The organism is Desulfatitalea alkaliphila, assembly GCF_022968795.1.
Classification (GTDB): domain Bacteria; phylum Desulfobacterota; class Desulfobacteria; order Desulfobacterales; family Desulfosarcinaceae; genus Desulfatitalea; species Desulfatitalea alkaliphila.
Genome location: NZ_JALJRB010000001.1, coordinates 321,076 through 334,566, shown reverse-complemented (window position 1 = coordinate 334,566; position 13,491 = coordinate 321,076). Strand labels below are relative to the sequence as shown.

The 13,491-nt window shown below is 59.7% G+C and carries 11 protein-coding genes; 1 reads left to right on the top strand and 10 read right to left on the bottom strand.

What is annotated here, in order from left to right:
• Positions 1-116 precede the first annotated feature (116 nt).
• From MRX98_RS01420 to MRX98_RS01375, 10 genes are all read right to left on the bottom strand, one after another.
• Positions 117-1,358, bottom strand: a complete 1,242-nt coding sequence (locus MRX98_RS01420; protein ID WP_246902370.1) for an ABC transporter substrate-binding protein — start codon at positions 1,356-1,358, stop codon at positions 117-119.
• Between the two features lie 17 nt (positions 1,359-1,375).
• Positions 1,376-1,747, bottom strand: a complete 372-nt coding sequence (locus tag MRX98_RS01415) for a hypothetical protein (RefSeq protein ID WP_246902369.1) — start codon at positions 1,745-1,747, stop codon at positions 1,376-1,378.
• 56 nt (positions 1,748-1,803) lie between these two features.
• Positions 1,804-2,586 carry a hypothetical protein gene (locus MRX98_RS01410; RefSeq protein ID WP_246902368.1) on the bottom strand — a complete coding sequence of 261 codons (783 nt, stop codon included), beginning with the start codon at positions 2,584-2,586 and terminating at the stop codon, positions 1,804-1,806.
• A gap of 376 nt (positions 2,587-2,962) precedes the next feature.
• Positions 2,963-3,292: a YbbN family protein gene (locus tag MRX98_RS01405; RefSeq protein ID WP_246902367.1), complete on the bottom strand. Its 330-nt coding sequence runs from the start codon at positions 3,290-3,292 to the stop codon at positions 2,963-2,965.
• 54 nt (positions 3,293-3,346) lie between these two features.
• Positions 3,347-3,874, bottom strand: coding sequence for a universal stress protein (locus MRX98_RS01400; RefSeq protein WP_246902366.1), 528 nt, complete (start codon positions 3,872-3,874; stop codon positions 3,347-3,349).
• Between the two features lie 66 nt (positions 3,875-3,940).
• Entirely contained in the window at positions 3,941-5,335 is a 1,395-nt protein-coding gene (locus tag MRX98_RS01395) for a TRAP transporter large permease (RefSeq protein ID WP_246902365.1), read from the bottom strand.
• Positions 5,336-5,400: 65 nt separating this feature from the next.
• Complete coding sequence (locus tag MRX98_RS01390) at positions 5,401-5,910, bottom strand: TRAP transporter small permease subunit (RefSeq protein ID WP_246902363.1); 510 nt, start codon at positions 5,908-5,910, stop codon at positions 5,401-5,403.
• Positions 5,911-6,032: 122 nt separating this feature from the next.
• Entirely contained in the window at positions 6,033-7,025 is a 993-nt protein-coding gene (locus MRX98_RS01385) for a TRAP transporter substrate-binding protein (protein ID WP_246902362.1), read from the bottom strand.
• Between the two features lie 580 nt (positions 7,026-7,605).
• Positions 7,606-9,234 carry a carboxylesterase/lipase family protein gene (locus tag MRX98_RS01380; RefSeq protein WP_281432151.1) on the bottom strand — a complete coding sequence of 543 codons (1,629 nt, stop codon included), beginning with the start codon at positions 9,232-9,234 and terminating at the stop codon, positions 7,606-7,608.
• A gap of 490 nt (positions 9,235-9,724) precedes the next feature.
• Positions 9,725-11,989, bottom strand: coding sequence for a sigma 54-interacting transcriptional regulator (locus MRX98_RS01375; protein WP_246902358.1), 2,265 nt, complete (start codon positions 11,987-11,989; stop codon positions 9,725-9,727).
• Between the two features lie 164 nt (positions 11,990-12,153).
• On the opposite strand from MRX98_RS01375, the gene MRX98_RS01370 reads away from it, so the two are divergent.
• Complete coding sequence (locus tag MRX98_RS01370; RefSeq protein ID WP_246902356.1) at positions 12,154-13,491, top strand: hypothetical protein; 1,338 nt, start codon at positions 12,154-12,156, stop codon at positions 13,489-13,491.

The following is a 13,491-nucleotide window of genomic DNA, read 5'->3' as shown; positions in this document are numbered from 1 at the left end:
CCCATCGTTGGCTGCCCATTCGGAAGCGGCGCCTTGCGGTCCAACGCCGCGTTCTCGCTCTCTTGAAATCCTCGACATAGCCCGCAGGGGCACGGCAGGCCGTGCCCCTGCGGGGATCAATCGGTTGTCAGCCAGCGGCGGGGAATGCTGCGGTCGATGCGCGACGATTTTTCAACGGCTTCGAATGCCTCCCGGGTCTTGGGCCACCAGAAATAGAGTTCGGGTGGATCCAACTCGCCTTCGGTGATGGTTTGGGTGGCCGTCGTCACCAGGGCGCGCCCTTCTTCCGTCAGACCATAGGCCTCCATGGGAAACTCGGTGGCATACATGGGAAAGGCCTGTGGGAAGGCCTCGCGGATCCGATGCACGTCGTTCACCGTGCCGGCGGCTTCAATGGCCCGGGCCAAGGCATGCATGAACGTGAAGTTGAAAGCGCTTTCGGCCGTCGCCGCACGGCCGTAGGCCTTGCGATACCTTTGGGCGAAATCCTGGCCCTCGCGCGGCGGTATGGCGGCGCCCGCCGCGCCGATCAGATTGCCCATGACGCGGGTGCCCTGGAGCACCTCCCGGACATAGTCCAGCTTGGCCTGGTCGATCATGATGAACCCGCCGCGAAAACCCATGCCGCGCGCCTGTTCGATCATCAAGGCGGTGGTGCTCGAGGGGCCGCCGATCAGCATGACATCGGGTTTGGTGGCCAGAGTGGCAGCCAGCACCGCCGAATAATCGGTCTCCGTGTAGTAGTTGGCGGGCCGATCGGAGGTGATGGTGCCGCCCCGGTTTTCCCATATCTCGCGAAACACCTTGCGCCACTCGTCGCCGTAGGGGCCCACGGTCACCGCCATGGCACACTTTTTCCAGCCCCGTTCAAAAGCCCAATCGGCGCTGATGTGGGCCATGGAGCTGAAGGGGCCGGGCACCACCACCGTCAGCTTGTTGCCCATGTCGGTGATGCGGGGGGTGCTGGTGAAAGCCAGCACCAGAAATTCGTGCCCCGGTTCTTCGTTGATGCGCATCATGGCCGCACTGGTGCCGAAGACCGCATTGAACACGGCGATGGCGCCATTGGACTTGAAGCGGCGGGCGTTGTTCACCGCCTGGGTGGGGTCGGCCCGGTCGTCGAGCCGTTCCAGAAGAACGGTGTAGCGTTTGCCGGCCACCGTGATGCCGCCGCCGGCGTTGATCTCTTTGACGGCCAGTTCGATGCCGTTGACCACGTCCTGGCCGTATTCCGCCGCCACGCCGCTAAGGGGCCCCGAAAAGCCGATCCGAATCTCATCGGCCGCGGTCGGACCGTGCCATGCGCACAGCGCAATGATCAGCGCCATAAAGAGGGTGCTTTGCCCATACCGTATCATTGGAACCTCTTTTCGCTTTACTGTTTGCGGCCCTTGAAGGTGCCTTCGCCCTGGCCGCCGAAGTCGACTTCCCCTGCCACGCTGTCACCGTCCACGTGGCCCGTGTAAACGATTTCGGTACCCATACTGATGAATCGAATCTCAAACGCCTTGTCCTTCACCACGCCGGTCAATGGGGCTTGACCGAAGGCACCGTTGTAGTTGCCTGTCAGGGCGGCGCCCTCCTGCTGCAATTCGAAGGTGGGCGAACCGGAACCGCCGGGGGAGACCACGTCGAACCGCCAGGTGCCGGTCATGTCCACGGCGGACCCCTTGGGTGCGCCGGCGGCGCACCCAGACAGAAACAGGGCCAGGGTTGCAATCAAGGTGATGAAGATCGTTTTTTTCATGGCGAACCTCCTGTGGAGTGAATGTGGTGCTTGTCAACGGTTGCGGATAATCGGCGTCAGGGCGTGACGAAAACCTGGTGGGGCTGGAAAATGCAAATGTTGGCGTCGCCGCCGACGTTGGCATCGGTGATCTCCACGAAATAGGCGTAACTGGTGGCCGGTTTCAGTTCGGTCTCGACCAGCACCGCGTTCCGGTTGCGGCCGGCCTGCGGATCGTCGTTGCGCAGGCGTTGCAGATAAATGTTGTCGAACCAGACCAACTCCTGGGTATTGAATTCGCGGGAGGAGGCCCCTTCGGCAAGGCGATAGACGTAGAAGGCATCATGGTTGTCCAGGTCTTTCAATGTCTTCCAGCGGCACTCGATGTTCTGCAGGGCTGCGTCGGCAACCAAGGGGTTGGTTTTCGACGGCGCGAAGGAGCGATACATCTCGTCCTTGACCTTGAGGTAGGAGGCCACCATGGCATCGGAGGGGCCGTTTTGCTGGAGGCGCGATTTTTTCACCGTTTTACCATCTTTGCATTTGATTTCGATGGTGTATTTCCCCTCCTGCATGAAGCCGGTGGGCAGATTGACCATATACCAATAGTTGGGGATTTTGGGATCGTAAATCCAGCCGTCGCGATTCTCGTTGGTGAACATCCGGTTGGTGAAGGCCACCTTATAGCCGCCGGGGCCGCAGGCGGTGATGCTTTCGATCAGATCAGGGGTGACCACCCCCGGGGTGGGATAAAGGGCCACCAGGAATTTATGCTGCTCCTTGGGCAGGGGGGAGTTTTCAAAATCCCAATACACATTGCAGGCCATGATGTCGAAAATGATTACATCGGTGTTGCTCATCACAGATCTCCTTTCGGGGTGCCGCCATTGAGGGTTGTATTGAAGTCGGGGTGTCCGAAAGCAGATGCAATTCAAGATGCGTGCCTGGGGTGTCGGTTTGCGGCTATGTCGCAACAGTCAGAAATTATGAAGAAAAATTATTTGTGAAGACGTTCGGAAGATGTGCGATGTGTGTCAAGGCACACATGTGGTGCGATCCATAGGTGTGCCAGGTGTGTGCCGTTCGCTCCCCCCGGGGTCATGGGGTTGCCCCTTTGATCGTGTCGTGCGCTGATGTTTTCCGGGTGGACCGGATCGGCGGCGGGCAGAGGTGCTGTGCACTCCCTGCCCGCCGCCGACCCGCGCATACCGCAAGGGGACGGGCGGATCCGGCCGGTCAGGCGACGGTGGTGCCAGCGATGAAGTCGCTGAGCATTTGATGGTCCGCCAATCCGATCATCCGGCTCCGCTCCTTGCCTTTGACCATGATTAGAAAGGTCGGCGTTCCCGATATCTGCAGGTTCTTCTTGAAAGTGTCGATGAAAGCCTCGTCAAGTAATCCCACTTTGACCACCGCCTTCATCTGGTCGGCCACTGCTTCCACGACCTTCAGCTGGGATGGGAACGCCTCGTTGAACGGCATGCACAGCATAAGCACCGGTTTGTCCGCCAGGGCTACTTCTTGTAGGTAGTTGTCGGGTCTTATGCGGCAAAGCGATGTGTTCATGTTTTCCCTAACGGGTTGCTGACGTCCACTGCAAGACTTCTCCTGCCGGCGCTTTCAGGTCTCCAGGGGGATCAGCAGAATCGGTTTTTTACTCTGTTTCATGACGCTTTTTTCCGGGCTGCCCAACAGCGCCTTGAACAGCGATCCCTTTTTGTTGTATCCCATGACCACCAGGTCGCATTGGGTGGCTTCGGACAATTCGATGATCGCATCGGCGACATTGCCGTAGGTCACTTCAATGGCGTCGATGGTCACCTCATGGTCCTCGCCGAGCTTGTCGGTGGTTTTCTCGCACAGGCGCTTCAATGCGTCTTGAATCACAGGAATGGTGCGCTGCTTACCGATCAGCAGGTTTTTGACCATGTCCTGGCTCTCCCGCCGGATCTTTTCATATACATCCCGATCCACCAGATGGACCATGCGGCTTTGGGAACCGGAAGAACCGGACCCGTCGTCAATAACATGCAAAATGGTGATGGCGGCACCCAGAGAGGCCGCCAGGACAACTGTTTGCTCGAACACCTTCACCGAGCTTTTGGAAAGATCGGTCGTAAAAAGAATTTTTTCAATTTTGTGCGCCATCGTTCGCTCCCCAGTTGAATCGGTCATTCAAAACCTTGCTCGAAATCGGATGTCGGTGGGTGCCCGCTACATCATGCCGGGCAACCATGTGGCAATGGACGGGACAAAGATGATGACGATCAGCAGCACCACCATGATGATCACCGGCAGCAGCGCGCCCTTGATAACCTTGTTGATCGGTATGGCGCCGATCTGGGAGACGATGTAGAGGACCCCGCCCATGGGAGGCGTGATCAGTGCCAGATTGGCGTTGATCAGCAGGATCACCGCAAACCAGATGTTGTCCCAGCCCATGTGCAGCACCACGGGATAAAGCAGGGGAATCGCCAGGTAGACCAGGGCCAGCACCTCGAGGAACATGCCCAGAAAGAACAAAAAGAGGTTGATCAGCAGCAGGAGCAGTAAAGGCGAAAGGTCTTTGGCGACGATCAAGGCTAGAATTTGCTGCGGGATGCGGCCGTACACCACCACCATGCCGATGATGGCGCCGCCGATGATGATGACGGCCACCATGGCCGATATCATGGCCGAAGACATCAAGGCGTTCCAGAATTTACGGATGGTCAGGGTGCGATAGATGAAAAAGCCGATCAGCATGCAGTAAATGGCCGCAATGCCGGCCGCTTCGGGCGCCGTGAAGACGCCGAGGTAGATGCCGCCCAGAATGATGATGGGCGCCAAGAGCCCCCAGAAAGCTTCTTTGAAAGCCTTGAATTTGGTCATGGGCACGAACTCGGCGGCCTCTTTGAGCTGCCCGAAAGGCGAGTTGACAGCGCCGCCGTTTGCGGCCGCTGCCGGTGCCTGTTCTTCGCCGTCCTGTCCGGGCAAGGTTACCGGGGGTGCCGGCCGGCCCCGGCGTTCGAGGCGGAAGCAGAGCGCCAAGGCGGCGGAATAGAGAACGATCAACAGAACGCCGGGGATCATGCCCGCCATGAAGAGCTTGCCGATGGACTCGTCGGTCAAGTAACCATAGACGATCATGACGATGCTGGGCGGAATCACCATGCCCAGGGATCCGCCGGCCGTGATGGCCGAGGAAATGAGCGTGTCGGAAAATTTGGCTTTGCGCAGCTCGGGAATGGCGATCAAACCCATGGTCGAGGCCGAGACGAAGCTGGAGCCGGTCATGGCGGCAAAGATGCCGCTGCTAGCGATGGTGGCGGTTCCGAGCCCGGACCGGAAGCGGCCGAGAAAAGTCCTGGCCGCATCGAACAGCCGCTTGCCCATGCCGGTTTCGGCGATCAGTTGGGCGGTGAAAATGAACAGGGGAACGGCCACCAGGACACTGGAGTCCAGCGCCGTGTAGGCCCTCTCGATGCCCATGGTGAGGGCTTGGTCAAAGCCGGTGTAGAAGACCATCAGTCCCAGGCCGAGAAACCCGAGGCCGAAGCCGACAGGGAAACCGCTGGCGAGCACCAACAGGAAGGCGACGATAAAACCGATCACATACAAGGTCATCATAGGACACTACCCTTTTCAATACGGATGCAGGTGAAGCCTGATACGGAAACGATGGCGCGGCATAGCTACCCTTCTCGATGGGCGAATTCCTCGGCCAGTTTGTTGATGAACTGCAGGGTCAACAAAAGCCCGCCTATGGGAACGAGGCTCCATGGAATCCACAGGGGAAATTGCAGGACACCCGTGCTGGCATCCTTGATATCCCATGCGAACTTGGCCATTTCCGCCCCCTTGACGATGAAAATGATCGAGTAGGCGATCCCCATCAGGTTGGTAAAGATTTTCAGGCGGCGTCGGTTCTTGGCGGTCAGTCGGTCGACGACGATGGTGATGGAGAAATGGCTGTTGTTCTTCAGTGCGTAGGCGGCGCCCAGCAATCCCAGCGCCATGCAGAGGTAGATGCTGATTTCCGCAACCCATGTGGTGGGGGCGGAAAAGAGATAGCGCACGAACACTTCATAGGTGATGATGAAGGTGGCCGCCAGCAGGCAGATGGCCGAAGCAACACCGCCGACATCGCTGGTGAAGTCGATGAAACGAAACAGAAAAAATTTTTTGGGGGGTTGGGGTTCCATGAGCCTTCCTGTCGTCGCGGGAAACGGATTGCATGATCGCGGGCCGGTCAAGGGCCCCGGCCCGCGATGGTGTGTACAGTTGCATCAGAGCGTGAAACAGGGGATCGGCGTTGCGGCGCTCCCTAACGCTTCAAGCTGATTTCCAGCAGGCGCTGGGCTTCCGGGCCGTTGTCCTTGGCCCACTTTTCCCACACTTCGCGGGCTACCACGCGGATTTTTTCCATCTCCTCGTCGGACATTTCGGTCACCGTGGCGCCTTCTTCCTTCAATTTGTTCTCGAAGTTGGCTTGCCATCCCTTGGCCATGGCCAGGGTCTTTAGGCCTTTTTCGTGTCCGATGGACGTCAGCACTTCCTGCACATCTGCCGGCAGGCTGTTCCAGGTGTTGAGGTTCATGAGCACCGGGATGGTCGAAAAGCTCATGTCCATCAGGGTGACGTAAGGGGCGACTTCATGGTTTTTCTGGAAATAGCCACCAACGACGGAGTTGGCGATGGCGTCGGAGATGCCGCGTTGCAAGGCCATGTATTGCTCGGTTTGGGGCACGGAGGTATCCGGGGCGGCACCCAATTTGGCCATGATTTCAGAAAAAATCGGGCTCTGGGAAAGCACCCGCAACCCCTTGAGGTCTTCTACTTTCTCGATGTTGCCCTTGGCGCTGTACATCTGCACGCCGTCGGTGTAGCTCATGTAGACCAGTTTCAGCCGCTTGGCTTCCATGGCGCGCTCGAGGATTTCCAGCGATTCGCCGGAGTAGGCTTCGGCGACTTCGTCCAGGTTGTCAAAGGCAAAAGGCAGGTAGACACCCTGCAGAATCGGTACCATGGCCAGCATGGCCGGTTGCAGCACGACGCCGAGATCCACCGAACCGCGGGCGACGGCGGTATGCATTTCGCGCGGACCGAAAAGCTGTCCGCCGGGGTAGTCGACGATTTTGTAGCGGCCGGCCAGCTTTTCATTGACCTCATTGATCCACTCCGCGCGGGCCGTTGCGACATAATGCTGGGTCGGTCCCCACGAGGCCAGTTTCAGCTCTTTTTCCGCCGAAGCGACCACGGGCAACAAGCTGATCGCGAAAACGAGGCAAAGCACGGACATCAATACACGGTTTTTCATTTTGTTCCTCCCTTTTCTGAACGTCATGAAACGAATAAATGGTGGTTGTGAAACGGTACCCCCTCTATGGCCGAGGCGATCAGTGTAGGCATCGGCCATAGAGGCAACCGTTTGCCCTTGCGCCGGCACCTTTCGGTCCCGAAAGTGCAGCGGGCGTCGAGGGCGGCAGGTTCGAACCTTCAATCACCCAAGACGAACTCCCAACGGTTTATGTTTACCGATTGTGGAATTGTGGAACGGATGATGCGACTCGCCAATTTTGAAGGTTGTGCTCAAGTGTTTCTGATGTATTACAAAAGTCGTGCCGGTTCTATTTGTGGGACCGAACGGCTTGCAGTACCATAAATATCCATCTGTTGGGACGGTGTTTGAAATTGACGAACAAGTCCGCCAACCGGAAAAGTTACACATTGTAACGTTACAGTGTGTAAAAATTGGGGCTTTGTGTTACATTGTGTTCCGGTGGGATTCAATCTTCGACAATTCCAAGGTTATACAATCGTTACTGTTTGAAGGCCAAGCAGCCAGCGCCAATTCTCCTGAACGCCAACTGCTTGGCCGACTGCAAATCGCGACGGATCTAAGGCGTTGCGTTTACGGGATCCGCCCAGTAAGCGCAACGGTGTGCGTTGTTGAACACACTCACGTCCACCGCTGCGGCGCCCGGGGTGTCGAGCCGTATGACCGGACCGACGGTGCCGGCGTAAGCATCCCAGACCCCCGGCGCGTTGGAAGGCGCGCCGGTTTTGGCGAAATTGGTCCAGAATTCGATCATTTCGAGGGACAGGGCAATCTGCTCGCCGGAGACCACCGCCTGTTCCTGCACTCGGCCGAACACATATTGGATTTCAAAGGCATGGGAGGCGCCGAAGGTGATCATGCCCATGTCCTCCTCGAAGGCCGAAAGCGGGGCATAGGATGGCGGAATAGGTGCGTTGGTATCGGTGAACCAGTAGGCATAGGTCGGCGTATGGTCGGCCAACTGCTCCCACTGCATCATGTTGCGGCAGGCGAAGAAGTGGTCGGTCCACACTTTGCTGTGGGCCAGGCGGAAACGGTTCGGGTGGGGGTCCCCGTTGGGAAGCTGCCCGAGCTCAGCCTCCGCCACAGCGAGGTAATCGTTGGCGATTTTCATTATGTCGCTCTCGTCGGTGATGCCGGACTGACCCAACAGGCCGGCCACAGCGGGTAAGTAGGCGCCGTAGTCGTCATAATATTCGGGTGGCGCGCCGACGAAATCAAGGGCGGTGAACAGGGTGCCTTCGTTGCGATTGCCGCCGATGAGCACCGGTTTGTCGGTGTGAAAGGCACCGGTCGCCAAGCTCACGTATATGGATGCAGGCAGGAAGTCGCCGCCGGTCACCGGCACATACCAGGCATCGCCCTGCGCGGCGATCACCCCATCGACGGACAAATCACGAAAACAGGCAGCGATTTCGGCACTGCTGCCGGTGCAATCCGCAGTGGCCGCAAACGGTGCGCCGTAATATATGTAGCCCGTATCCAGGGGCAACTGGAAGGGGCTGTAGGAGCCGCTTTGTACGATCGCCTTGTGGAAAAGGTTGCCGGATTCGGGCGCCGCCAAGTGGGTCATGACACTGTGGCCGCCGGCCGACTCGCCGAAGATAGTGATGTTGTTCACATCGCCGCCGAACTGGGCGATGTTGGACTGGACCCAGCGCAGGGCCTCCTGCTGGTCCATCAGGCCGTAGTTGCCCGATTGGCCCTGTTCGGCCGTCAAAGCCGGGTGGGGCAGGAAGCCCAGAGCACCCAGACGGTAGTTGAAAGTGACCACGATGACCCCCATTTCCACCAGGTCGGGCAGATCGTAGGCGTCGGACGATCCGGAACCTTGAATATAGGCGCCTCCGTGGATCCACACCATCACGGGGTAGTCCGCGGTATTGGCGCCGGCATCCTTCGGCGTGAAGATGTTCAGCGTGAGGCAATCCTCCGCGCCGACAAGTAAACCACCGGCCATTTGGGGGCAGACGCTGCCGAAGCTTTTGCACTCGAGGGTGTCGGCGCGCACGTCGGTCCACGGTTCGGTGGGCGCGAAACGCAGATCCGCCACCGGTGGCTGTGCGTAGGGGATGCCGCGGAAGGCGAGCATGGTGCCTTCGTCCATTCCGCGCACAGATCCCTGTGCGGTTTCCCTTACCGGATCGGAGGCGGGTTCCGGATCATCGGAGCTGGAACCGCAGCCCATACTCAATAGCAAGATGGATAGCAAAACCAGCCATGTGACAGCCCAACCCGAAGATGATTTTTTGCGGTTCGTTTTCCTAAACATTCAGTCCCTTCCTTCCTCCTGCGAGAACGTCGTTGTGATGCAACCCGTGAACCCGTGAACAAGCGAATCGGCATCGCAGATGAGCGTGTCGATCCATTCGGCCGTATCGAGTGCTGTTGGTAATTGGAGGTATGATCGCGACACGCACCCAAATCCCCGGACGTTACCCCATACGGAGTAGCGATAGTCAGCATATGCGTGTTTTATCGAAGCCCGATGGAAAGAATGAGTCGGTGGGATGCTAGCACCTCTTCAGAGGGGGCGCAATTAGGGAAACCCTGATTTTGGGGTAGGAAATACCTTAACAGACATCACAGGTGTCAGGTCTGTTTGCCTCTTCCACGCTGTTGTGTCTACGGGGTGAGATGTTGTCCAAGCGTCAGAGATGCGTTGCCGATGGGCTGGTTCAACGGTCGGGCAATGTTCGGTCGGCATGGGATTGCAAAATGTCGAGGGATTTCATCTTGCGATAGAGGGTCTGGCGGCTGATGCCCAACCGTGCGGCGGCCTTGGATTTGTTCCAGAAGGTTTGGTTCAGGGCAGCGATGATTTCTTGTGCCTGTTTCTTCTTTTTAGGGGGACCGGCGGCGGGAAGTGTTACGGCGGCGGTTTTATGGCCGCGGATCTCCGGCGGCAGGTGTTCCGGGCCGATCAGGGTGCCGTGGCAGAGCACGAAGGCGCGTTCGATTACGTGTTCCAGCTCCCGGACGTTGCCGGGCCAGTGGTAATTCATGAATTCGGCCAGCACTTCGTCGCTCACCCCTTCGATGTTCTTGCGGAAACGCTTGTTGAACATCTGGCGGAAGTGTTCGGTGAGCAAAGGCACGTCGTCGAGCCTTTCGCGCAGGGGCGGCAGCGCAATCTCCACCACCTTGAGGCGGTAGTAAAGATCCTCGCGGAACTCGCCGTTGCGGATCTTCTCGCGCAGGTCTTTGTTGGTGCAGGCGATCACCCGCACGTCGACCTTCTGCGGCGAGGCTTCGCCGACCCGTTCGAACTCCTTCTCCTGCAGTACCCGCAACAGTTTGAGCTGGATCAGCGGGGAAATGTCGCCCACTTCGTCCAGCAGGAGGGTACCGCCGTTGGCGGCCTGGAAACGGCCCTGGCGGCTGCTGACGGCGCCGGTGAAGGCGCCTTTGACGTGTCCGAACAGCTCGCTTTCCAACAGGCTTTCGGCCAGGGCGGAGCAGTTGACCGCCAGGAAGGGTTTGAAGGCGCGCTGGCCGCTGTAGTGCAGCGCCTTGGCGATGAGCTCCTTGCCGGTGCCGCTTTCGCCGGTGAGCAGGACGGTGGTTTCCAGGTCGGCCAACTCTTCAAGCAGGTTGAAGATCTCCTGCATGCGTTTGCTCTTTCCGATGATGTTCTGGTACTGGTGTTTTTCGCGCAGCTCCCGCTCCATGTCGCGCAGCAGGGTGATGTCCCGGATGACCAGTACGGCGCCCATGAAGCGGCCTTCGGGGCTCAACAGAGGCGAGCTGCTCACGCTGACCAACTGATGGTGCCGTTGCGCCAGCCCGCACTCGACCCGGTATTCACGGATGGTGTTCTTCTTCTGCAGGGTTTGCTGCAGCACGTCGCAGCACGAGCGGGCACAGTCGCGCAGGCATTGGGGGAAAACGCGGCCCACGATGCGCCGGGTGTCCAGGCCGCAAATGGTTTCGGCCGAGGCGTTGGCTTCGATCACCCGCAACTCGGGGTCCACGGTGATGATGGCATCCTTGACGCTGCGGAAGATCGCCTCCAGGCGGGTGCGGTGTTCGGCCAGCCGGGTTTCCGCCACCATGCGGTCGGTGATATCCCGGCTGACGGTTCGAAAGCCGGTGATCGTGCCATCGGGGCCGCGGATCGGTGAAACGGAGTCTTCCACCATCCGGCGTTGACCATCCTTGCGGATGATTTCATAGATGATGTTTTTGCCCGGCTCGCCGGTGCGAAACACCTTGTTGTAGGCTTCGTAAATCGATTGCGCGGTCTGCGGATCGGTGTAGGCGCGGTAGTCCTGGCCGATGGTTTCGTTGATGTCCACGCCCCAGATGCGAAAGCCCGACAGGTTGGAAAAACGGATGGTGCCATCCAGGTCCACTTCGGCAACAGAGTCCTCAACCGCGTTGATGATGGTGCGATATTTGTCCAGCGCATCGGCCACGTATTCGATGGCGCTCAGGTCGATCAGGTAGCCCACGTTGGCAGGGCGCTCCCGGTACATGGCCCGGACCCCCTGCATGCGCACCCGGATCGCGGTGCCGTCGGACCGCTGGATGGGAAATCCGGCTTCGCGGTCATCCGCCGGCGCGGGCGCCTGCCGGCGAAGCGTGACCCGGCGGTGGGCATCGGGCGGGACCATGTCCCACAAGCGCCGGCCCAGCAGATCGGCGGGATCGGCGTAGCCCAGAATGCGGCACAACGACTCATCCGCTTCGACGAATCGGCCCCGTTGCAGGACATACAACCCCACCAGCAAGTCTCTGGACAACGGCAGATCCAGGTCGCCGGGGTTTGTGACCGCGGGGGGGGCGTGGCGGGTGTTGTGGGGTGGGGTGCGTTTCTTCATGAACGGTTCGTTGCGCGTTTCCTCGGCCGGGCACTGGGTATCGGTAATCTCGGTGGCGCCGCCGGTGATCGCCGGCCTTGCTACCGGTGGCGTCCGTACCGGGTGGCCATCGGGCGGCAAGCCCGGTTGCTTTATGGTAGCGGTGTATTAATGTTGCTCACTCCGGTGGATTTTGCAACCATTATACACATCCGGCGGTACCCGTAAGGCTGAAATTACAAAATGTTAAACCGGATCGAAACTTTTAACGGGCAACGGTTGCGATGCCGGAACGGATGAACGGGATGACGACATCGGTTGCCGACAGGGCGGGTTTTGCGACCTTGGCACGGTTTTTCGCGCCGTTGGCGTTGCAGTCCGCCTCCCAGGGGTTGACCTATCCGCTGGTGGCCATGGTGGCCTCGCGCGGGCAAGGAGGGCCGCTGAACTTGGCGGGCCTGGCACAGTCCAACATGGTGATGTTTCTGCTGGGCACCCTCGGCTTCGGGCTGATCGCCACCGGCATGGTGTTCGGCAAGCGGCGCGAAGCCTTTGTCCGTTTCCGGTCCGTGGTGCATCGCCTGGCCCTGGTCGCGGTGGCCGTCCAGGCCTTGCTGTGCCTGCCGCCCGCGGCACGGCTGCTGTTCGAGGGCTTGATCGGTCTGCCGCCCACCATCGCCCACCCCGCTCATATCACCCTGCTGGCGAGTTTACCGTTGCAGTGGTTGTTTTTCGCGCGCATTCCTTACCAAGTCAGCATGTACAACGGCATGGCGGCCGGTCGCGCCAGCATGGCCACCATCATGCGCATTCTGATCACCGCCCTGATGGCGCCTCTGTTTGTTTTTCTGGGGGCCGTGGGTCCCTTGTGGGCCATTGTTTGCCTGACCCTTCCGGTGGCTCTGGAGGTGGGGGCCTCGGCCGTGTTGGCCCGACCCTTTATAGGGCGTCTGCCGGAGGGGGAGGGCCCGCCGCCGACCCGTCGCGAGCTGCTGTGGTTCACCCTGCCGTTGTCGGTGAGCGGTTATCTGCTGGCCTTGTCCGCCATGGTGCTGGGCGCCTTTATCGCCCGGGCGGCCGATCCGGAGCGGATGCTGCCGGCCTACTACCTGGCCTTGGGGCTGGCCACGCCGGTGGCCTTCGGCACCACCCGTATTCAGGAGGTGGTGTTGGCTTTTCAATCCCCCGCAAGCCGCGACCGTGGCATTTTGTGGTTCGCCATGGCCGCCGGCGGGATGTTGGGATGCTTGCCGTTGCTCTTCATTGTGCCGGGGATTGCAGAATTGTACTATGTGGGCCTGCAAAACCTGGCCCTCGCCGATCTGCCCTTGGTGCAAACGGCCGCCTGGTCACTGGTGCTCTTTCCCTTGACAGTGGCCATGCGTGCCCAGGGCGAGGGCTTGGCTGCCCTGCGCCGCAAGCCGTTGACCGTCATCGCGGGACAGGCGGCCTACCTGGCGACGGTGGTGTTGACCGCTGCCATGGCGCTGCGGGCGGGTCTGGCAGGCAACTTGATCGGCGCGGTCGCCCTGGCCGCCGGCAACCTGGCTTCCACCGCAACCTTGCGGTTGTTGTTGGACCGTATCGGCCGGCACGACCTGCCGGTGCCGGCGACGACGACATTGCACGGCCAGATACGTTAG

Bases quoted from the DNA above. Each gene is read 5' to 3' on its own strand.
- MRX98_RS01405 (WP_246902367.1), bottom strand. From the start codon at position 3,292: ATGAACACATCGCTTTGCCGCATAAGACCCGACAACTACCTACAAGAA.
- MRX98_RS01385 (WP_246902362.1), bottom strand. From the start codon at position 7,025: ATGAAAAACCGTGTATTGATGTCCGTGCTTTGCCTCGTTTTCGCGATC.
- MRX98_RS01390 (WP_246902363.1), bottom strand. From the start codon at position 5,910: ATGGAACCCCAACCCCCCAAAAAATTTTTTCTGTTTCGTTTCATCGAC.
- MRX98_RS01415 (WP_246902369.1), bottom strand. From the start codon at position 1,747: ATGAAAAAAACGATCTTCATCACCTTGATTGCAACCCTGGCCCTGTTT.
- MRX98_RS01370 (WP_246902356.1), top strand. From the start codon at position 12,154: ATGACGACATCGGTTGCCGACAGGGCGGGTTTTGCGACCTTGGCACGG.
- MRX98_RS01420 (WP_246902370.1), bottom strand. From the start codon at position 1,358: ATGATACGGTATGGGCAAAGCACCCTCTTTATGGCGCTGATCATTGCG.
- MRX98_RS01395 (WP_246902365.1), bottom strand. From the start codon at position 5,335: ATGATGACCTTGTATGTGATCGGTTTTATCGTCGCCTTCCTGTTGGTG.
- MRX98_RS01400 (WP_246902366.1), bottom strand. From the start codon at position 3,874: ATGGCGCACAAAATTGAAAAAATTCTTTTTACGACCGATCTTTCCAAA.
- MRX98_RS01410 (WP_246902368.1), bottom strand. From the start codon at position 2,586: ATGAGCAACACCGATGTAATCATTTTCGACATCATGGCCTGCAATGTG.
- MRX98_RS01380 (WP_281432151.1), bottom strand. From the start codon at position 9,234: ATGGGCTGCGGTTCCAGCTCCGATGATCCGGAACCCGCCTCCGATCCG.